Origin of the sequence: Amycolatopsis sp. SID8362 (assembly GCF_010550475.1) — a bacterium.
Classification (GTDB): domain Bacteria; phylum Actinomycetota; class Actinomycetes; order Mycobacteriales; family Pseudonocardiaceae; genus Amycolatopsis; species Amycolatopsis eburnea.
Window position 1 is genome coordinate 1 of sequence record NZ_JAAGNB010001115.1, and the last position, 6,608, is coordinate 6,608.

6 protein-coding genes are annotated in these 6,608 nt (G+C 71.8%); 2 read left to right on the top strand and 4 right to left on the bottom strand.

The window, feature by feature from the left end; all coding sequences use genetic code 11:
• The coding region (locus G3I65_RS34995; protein WP_160699895.1) for a cytochrome P450 at positions 1-1,060 on the bottom strand (1,060 nt) is incomplete at its 3' end.
• A 77-nt stretch (positions 1,061-1,137) separates the two neighbouring features.
• On the opposite strand from G3I65_RS34995, the gene G3I65_RS35000 reads away from it, so the two are divergent.
• Positions 1,138-1,686, top strand: a complete 549-nt coding sequence (locus G3I65_RS35000; RefSeq protein ID WP_160699896.1) for an ester cyclase — start codon at positions 1,138-1,140, stop codon at positions 1,684-1,686.
• On the opposite strand, the gene G3I65_RS35005 is transcribed toward G3I65_RS35000, so the two are convergent.
• Positions 1,683-2,336, bottom strand: coding sequence for a DUF998 domain-containing protein (locus G3I65_RS35005; RefSeq protein ID WP_166640969.1), 654 nt, complete (start codon positions 2,334-2,336; stop codon positions 1,683-1,685). The two genes, G3I65_RS35000 and G3I65_RS35005, sit on opposite strands and share 4 nt — an antisense overlap.
• Before the next feature lie 199 nt (positions 2,337-2,535).
• On the opposite strand from G3I65_RS35005, the gene G3I65_RS35010 reads away from it, so the two are divergent.
• On the top strand, positions 2,536-5,007 hold the full coding sequence (locus G3I65_RS35010; RefSeq protein ID WP_160699900.1) for a M14 family zinc carboxypeptidase: 2,472 nt from the start codon (positions 2,536-2,538) through the stop codon (positions 5,005-5,007).
• Between the two features lie 47 nt (positions 5,008-5,054).
• On the opposite strand, the gene G3I65_RS35015 is transcribed toward G3I65_RS35010, so the two are convergent.
• On the bottom strand, positions 5,055-5,660 hold the full coding sequence (locus G3I65_RS35015; RefSeq protein WP_160699897.1) for a LysE family transporter: 606 nt from the start codon (positions 5,658-5,660) through the stop codon (positions 5,055-5,057).
• A gap of 343 nt (positions 5,661-6,003) precedes the next feature.
• Positions 6,004-6,608: nuclease-related domain-containing protein (locus tag G3I65_RS35020; protein ID WP_160699898.1), on the bottom strand; the 605-nt coding region annotated here is incomplete at its 5' end.

A 6,608-nucleotide genomic window follows, 5' to 3' on the forward strand; every position in this document is an offset into this window, starting at 1 on the left:
CGCGGTTCGCGCCGGCCAGCACGGTCGTCACCAGCGCGCCGCGCGGCAGCGGCACGCCGGCGATCTCGGTCGCGCGCGTCGCGAGGCGTCCGGTCAGCAGCACCGGCGGGTCGTACCGCAGCACCTCCTCGACGGCGTTGCCCCACAGCTCGGGACGCTCGCGCAGCACGGCGAGCTGCCCGGGATCGCCGGCGAGCAGCGCGATGCCGCTGCCGAGCAGGTTGACCGTCGTCTCGAACCCGGCCGCCAGCACCAGGCCCGCGGTCGACTTCAGCTCCGTCTCGGTCAGGCCGACGCCGTCGTCGCGGGCCGCGACGAGCTTGCTGAACAGGTCCTTGCCCGGGTGCCGCCGCAGGTGCTCGAGGTGCTCGCCGAGCCAGGTGTCGAACTCGCCCAACGCGGTCTCGACGTGGCGGAACGTCCGCCAGCCCAGGCCGAGGTCGAGGCTGGGCGCGGCCGCCGAGCCCAGTGCCAGCACCTTGCCGAGGTCGGACGGCGGCACACCGAGGATCTCGCTGATGACCGTCACCGGCAGCAGCCCGCAGTAGGACTCGACGAGGTCGAGCGGGCGGTGCGGGTCGAGTCCGTCGAGCAGGCCGTCGGCGATCTCCTGCACGCGCCCGCGCAGCTGCTCCACGGCCCGCGCGGTGAACACGCCGGTGACGAGCTTGCGGTAGCGGGTGTGCTCGGGCGGGTTGACGGCCAGCAGCGACGGCGGCCGCACCGGGTGCAGGTGCTCGCCGGCCGACCACTCGACCAGCCGCCCGAGCGGCGAACCATCGGCGCCGATGACGCCGACGCGGAAGTCCTCGCTGGAGAGCACTTCCCGGACCGCGGCGTGCGTGGTGGTCATCCAGCCGAACCGGGTGCGCGCGAGCGGCCCGGCGGCGCGGATCTCCTCGAACAACCCGGTCAGGTCCCGCCCGTCGGCGGCGGCCACGACCATCCGCCCCTGCAGGTCGCCGCGCTTGGCCTCGCGGCGCAGCACGGTCCGGGGCAGCGCGTGCCCGAGGCTCCACCGGACGACGGGTTTCGCGCGGGCCAGGGCTCCTTCGAGCACGGCTTCCCCCTTCTTTCGGCGTTGCCTACAGTGTAGGTTATCCACGAATACCTACGCCGTAGATAAAGGAGTGGCCGATGCGGCCGATCCCCGCCCAAGAGGTCCTCGCGGCCCGGCAGAAGCTGGTCCTCGACCACTTCCGCGACGAGGTCGCCCAGGACTGGGACGCGACGCTGTCGACGTTCCCGCACCCGCACTACGAGGTCATCGCGACGATGACGGTCCACGACGGCGGCGACGCCGTCCGCGGCTACTACCACGACACGCGCGCGGCGTTCCCCGACCAGCACCACGAGCTGATCGCGCTGCGCCACAGCGCCGACGCGGTCATCGTCGAGTTCTGGCTGCTGGGCACGCACCTGGGTCCGCTCGGCCCGGTCCCGGCGACGGGCTCGCCCTTCCGGGTGCGGATGACGGCCTATTTCGTCTTCGACGCCGAGGAAAAGCTCGTCTGCGAGCGGATCTACTTCGACACGCTGTCGATGCTCAAGCAGCTGGTCGGCGGGGTGGACAAGAAGAGGCCGAAGAACTGGCTGCTGCTGGCGCGGGTGGCGCGGGGGTTCTTGAAGATGTCGGGCGGGGAGCCCGATCCGCGGCTCGTGAACACCGTGGAGCCCCAGCTCTAACCGGGTCGCCCAGACCTGACCGGCGCCAGCAGCACGCCCAGCGCGATCAGCTCCGTCAGTGCCATCCCGCGTTCCACCAGTCCCAGCGGGATCAACGTCCACCACCGGCCGTCCCCGGCCGCGGCCACCACCACCGCGCCCAGGATCACCGCGAACCAGCCCAGCGAAAGGATCGCCAGCACCCGCGCGGCCCAGCGGCGGCCCGGGGACGCCGGGAACGCCGTGCGCGCGGCCACCAGCACCGCCAGCGGCAACGCCACGAACGCGACCACGCTCGCGATCCGGTGCAGCGTCCCGCCGAAGTCGGCGCGGGAGACGGTGGCCCAGTCCGGCTTCGGGAACGCCACGATGACCAGCAGCCCGACCGTCCACAATGTACCCAGGATGGCCGCCGGTGCGGGCAGCCTGCGTTGCCCGCCCAGCACCGCCAGGCCCGCGGCCGAGCCCAGCGCCACCAGGATCACCGCGAGGTCGAACACCCACTTGTGGTCCGACAGGCCGTACTCGCTGATCGTGCGGCGGGTCGGGGAGATCGCGTCGGTCGGCGGGATGACCTGCAGCAGCAGCACCAAGCCGGCGCCGATCGCCAGTGCGGCCAGGCCGCTGAGCGAGACCGCGACCGACACCCGTCGCGCAGGGACCGTGACCATGAACCGACAGTAGCCGACCACCGGTTGAACTCCCGGTGAAAGGTCCTTCGGGGCAGCCGTACGGGCTGAAGGCTGTACGACTTACGGCGGTTACCGCAGCCGGATTTCCTCCATTATGGTCACCCGCTACCGGTACGTCCGCCGTGCCGGGCCCTCGGTCAAGGAGGCTTTTCCTGTGGGGAATTCACCAAGACGGCTGGTGCTGCTGGCTTCGGCCGTGGCACTGGCCGGAACGTTCGTCGCGCTACCCACCGGTACCGCCGGCGCGGCGCAGAACATCCTGCGCGCCGACAAGTCCGTACCCCGCTCGTGCTTCGCGAAAGTGCTGCCCAAGGGCACCGCGGGCACCGATCGCCGCGAGCTGACGTCCACCGTGGACGGTCTCGTCCAGGCCAGGCTCAAGGCCACCCCGGGCACCGAAGGCGACTGGGACGTCGCCGTTTTCGACAAGGCGACCGGTGCCGTCGTCGCCGCTTCGACGGCGTTGCGCACCCACGAACTCGCCGAAAGCTTCGTGAAGAAGGGCCAGGAGCTCGTCGTCCAGGGCTGCCGCTACGGCGGCTCGGCCGGGCAGGCCCAGCTCGGCGTCGACTTCCTCGCGCTGACCCCGCAGGGCACGCCGACCGGGACCACCGCGGCGCCGCAGCGCGCGGAGCTCGTCCGCGTCGAGACGCCGACGCGCGCCGACAAGAACAAGCTCACCGGCCTCGGCCTCGACGTCACCGAGAAGGGCGACGCGACCGGCGTCGAGGTCGTGCTGGCGAACGACGCCGACCGCAAGACGCTCGCCGGCAGCGGCTTCAAGTCGAAGGTGCTCGAGGCGGACCTGTCGGCCAAGTCGGTCCAGGACGCGAAGACCGACCGCGAGTACGCCGCGAAGACCGCCGCTTCGGCGCTGCCGTCCGGGCGGACCAGCTACCGGCACCTCTACGAGTACAACTACGAGCTCAAGGAGCTCGCCCGCAAGAACCCCAGCCTCGTCTCGGCGTTCACCATGCCGGAATCGACGTGGGAAGGCCGCGACGTCGTCGGCATCGAAATCGCCACCGACGTCAAGAACGTGACCGACGGCAAGCCGGTCAACTTCACCATGGGCGTGCACCACGCCCGGGAGTGGCCGGCCGGCGAGCACGTCATGGAATGGGCGTACGAGCTGATCAACGGCTATTCGCACGACGCCGCCATCCGCGGGCTGGTGAGCAAGACGCGCAACATCGTCGTGCCGATCATCAACCCGGACGGCTTCGAGATCTCCCGCGAGGCCGAGCCGAAGGGTGACTTCACCCGGTTCGATTACGAAATGAAGCGCAAGAACTGCAACGTCAACGACTCGCCGCCGCAGTTCGCGACCGGCGTGTGCAAGGCCAACCCGGGCGGGCGCGTCCGCGGCACCGACCCGAACCGCAACTACGCGGGCTTCTGGGGCGGCGCCGGCGCCGAGCTGTCCTGGAGCGGCGACACCTTCCGCGGGTCCGGGCCGTTCAGCGAGCCCGAGGTGCGCAACGTGCGCTCGATCGTGGCGTCCCGCCAGGTCACGAACCTGCTGACGATGCACACCGTCGCGGCGCTGGTGCTGCGCCCGCCGGGCGTGGCCGACGTCCGCCCGCCGCTGGAGGAGCCGCAGTACAAGGCCCTCGGCGACAAGCTGGCTTCGCGCAACGGCTACACCAGCGAGCCGAGCTGGGCGCTCTACGACACCACCGGCACCACCGAGGACTGGTCGTACTGGGCCACCGGTGGCTGGGGCTTCACCATCGAGGTCGGCGGCAACGGCTTCCACGGCCCGTACGCCGACAACGTCGTGGCGGAGTACGAAGGCCTGGCCCCCGCGGCCGGCGCCGGCAAGGGCGGCAACCGGCAGGCGTTCCTGGACATGCTGGGCAACGCGGCCGACCCGCAGCAGCACTCGACGCTGATCGGCTCGGCGCCGAAGGGCTACCAGCTCAAGCTGCACAAGACGTTCCAGACGCCGACCTCGCCGGTGCTCCAGCCCGACGGCACCACCAAGCCGCCGATCTACTACACCGACGACCTGAACTCGAAGTTCACCGCTTCCGGCGGGCGCTTCGCGTGGTCGGTCAACCCGTCGACGCGGCCGTACGTGGCCGGCCGGTACGGGCGCGACCCGCAGGGCCCGGCGCAGCAGGGCTTCGCGGTCACCAACCCGGCCGGGGTGCCGCCGATCAACCAGAACTACCCGGCCGACCCGGCGGGCGACTCGTTCACCTTCCACGTCGACGGCCTGCCGAAGGTCGACAACGGGAAGTTCAGCGTGAACGTCAACTGGGCGAGCCCGGCGACCGACTGGGACCTGTTCGTCTACGACGCGGCGGGCAACCTGGTCAGCTCGTCGGCCAACGGCGGCACGACGTCCGAGCACGCCGTGCTGTTCGACCCGCCGGCCGGCGACTACAAGGCCGTGGTGGTCAACTACGACCAGGCCGACCCGAACGCCGTCGACGACTGGACCGGGGACGTGTCGTTCGCGTCGCCGATCCCGCCGACGTACGGCACGAAGGAGGCCTACCAGCTGACGTGCTCGTCGCCGAACGGCAAGCTCGTCGGCGTGGCGGACGTCTTCGTCGACCGCGGCCAGACGGTCGACGTCGGCGAAGTCTGCACCCGCTCCGCGCAGGCGCAGAAGCAGCGCGCCTCGGGCGGCGTTCGGTAGTTCCCGCAGGGTTCGTGAAGGCCTCCTCGCTCGCCGCGGGGAGGCCTTCACGGCGTCAGGGCCAAGGTGACCCCGAGAACGGCGAGGATCGTGCCCACGACGCGGTTGAGGGCCGGTTTCGCGCGGGCGTACCAGCGCTGGGTGGCGGGGGAGGAGAACAGCAGCGCCACACCGAGGTGCCAGGCAGCCGAGGCGACGACGATCAGCGCGACGGCGGCGGCCTTGACGGCGGTGGGTTCGGTGGGCGGCAGGGTCGCGGTGAGGACGCTGCCGAAGAACGCCGCGGCTTTCGGGTTGGTGAGGTTGCTGACGACGCCGCGGCGGAACGCGTTGCCGCGGGCTTCGGGCGGGGCGGATTCCGGTGTTCTGGCGGTGAGCCAGAGGCGGAGGCCGAGCCAGGCCAGGTAGGCGCCGCAGATGATGCGGAGCGCCGTTGCCAGCCAGGGGTGGTGGGCCAGGACGGTGCCCAGCCCGAAGACGGCGACGGCGGCCAGGAGACCACCCGCGGCGACGACCCCGAGCGCGACGGCGAGCGCGGCTTTGCGGGTGCCGGCGGCCGCGGTGTGGGCGATGAGGATGAAGTTGGGGCCGGGGGAGATCGCGGCGGGTAGGTAGGCGAGCAGGACGGTGCCGAGGGTGGCGGCGGGGCTCACGATGGCGGCGTTTCCGATCCGGCTGTGCGCGTCGGCGATCTGGCGAGGTCGCCGGGTCCGCCGGTTTCGGTCGCGGTGCTGCGGGGGCCGGACGACGTGAATGACTCATTCATGTCGTTCCGGGCCGGCGCCGCCGATCCGGCCGCGCGTGTCGGCGGTCTGGTGAAGTCGCCGGGTCCGCCGGTTCCGGTCGCGGTGCTGCGTGAGCCAGACGACATGAATGACCCTTTCATGTCGTCTGACGAGGTGAATGACTCTTTCATGTCGTTCCGGGGCGCGGGCCGCCGAGCCGTCGACCCGGTCAAGACACCGTGGCGGCGCGTCGAGAGCGGTGCGGGCCGGCTCACGCCGCGCGGCCGCCTCCGCCGACGACCTGGTCGCGGACCGTCCGCAGCGCCTCGTGGTCCACAGTGGACGGATCGGCGGCCAGCCACTCGCCGATCTCGTGGAGGAACTCCTCCGGGGTCATCGGCGCGGCCGCCCAGTCGCCGGGGTCGGCCGTGGTCAGGTCGCCGCTGCGGCTCGGGTACACGATCATCGCGCCGCGCAGCGCGACGCCCGGCAGCAGGTCGCGGTAGGCCGCGAGGCTCTCGGCGAGCCGGCTCCCGCCGCCGCGGAACGGCCTCCCGTTGCGCAGCAGGCGCCCGTCTTCGGCGGTCTCGTAGTGGCCCGGCAGCCAGAGCTTGGACTCGATGAGCACCAGGCGCTTGCCGCACAGCACCGCGTGGTCGACGTCCGCGAAGACCGAGCCCGGCCAGGCGAGGCCGTGGAAGATGCGGGCGCCCGGGAGGCGGGTCAGGTAGGCCTCGAGCAGCTCGGCCGTGAGGCGCTCGGCCAGCTCGTCGCGCTCGGTGCCGGGCGCGCCGAAGACGGTGCGGCCGCCGAACTCCTCGGCGTAGGCCTCGCGGGCCCGTGCGGCCCGCAGGTAGCCGCGCGCCAGCCGCTGGA